The sequence below is a fragment of the Furfurilactobacillus entadae genome (assembly GCF_045862745.1).
GTDB classification, from domain to species: Bacteria; Bacillota; Bacilli; order Lactobacillales; family Lactobacillaceae; genus Furfurilactobacillus; species Furfurilactobacillus entadae.
The window spans coordinates 1-401 of sequence record NZ_BQXN01000062.1 but is presented as its reverse complement, the minus strand read 5'-3'; the positions used below and the strand labels follow the sequence as shown (position 1 = coordinate 401).

The following is a 401-nucleotide window of genomic DNA, read 5'->3' as shown; positions in this document are numbered from 1 at the left end:
TATATTTACGCGTTTTACGGTTGTAGGCTGTCGATAGACAGGCCATCTGATGCATCAAACGTAAGACGTGCTTATGATTTACGTTGAAACCTTGTTGATGCAATTCAGCCGTTACACGGCGATAACCGTAATGTTTATTACCGCGTTTAGCTTCGTCAATCGCCTGAATTAACTGGGCATCGGCAGTTGTGTTCGTGCCGGTTTGTCTAGCGTAATAGTAAGTGCTCCGTGACAAGTGAACTACCCGGAGAACGAGTGCTAAAGAAACTCGAAAAATTTGCCTTAGTTCTGTGATGATTTGTGCGATTTTTCTCGAGCTTCTTCTTCCCGATCTAAGGCATCTAGTTTTTTTCGGTAGGCATTCTCAATTCTTAACATCAAATTCTCTTCGCGTAACTTCT

1 protein-coding gene is annotated in these 401 nt (G+C 42.6%); it reads right to left on the bottom strand.

Annotated elements, in window-relative coordinates; translation table 11 throughout:
* On the bottom strand, positions 1-235 hold a 235-nt coding region (locus ACKTR5_RS11760), incomplete at its 3' end, for an IS3 family transposase (RefSeq protein ID WP_407881699.1).
* Positions 236-401: the final 166 nt, after the last annotated feature.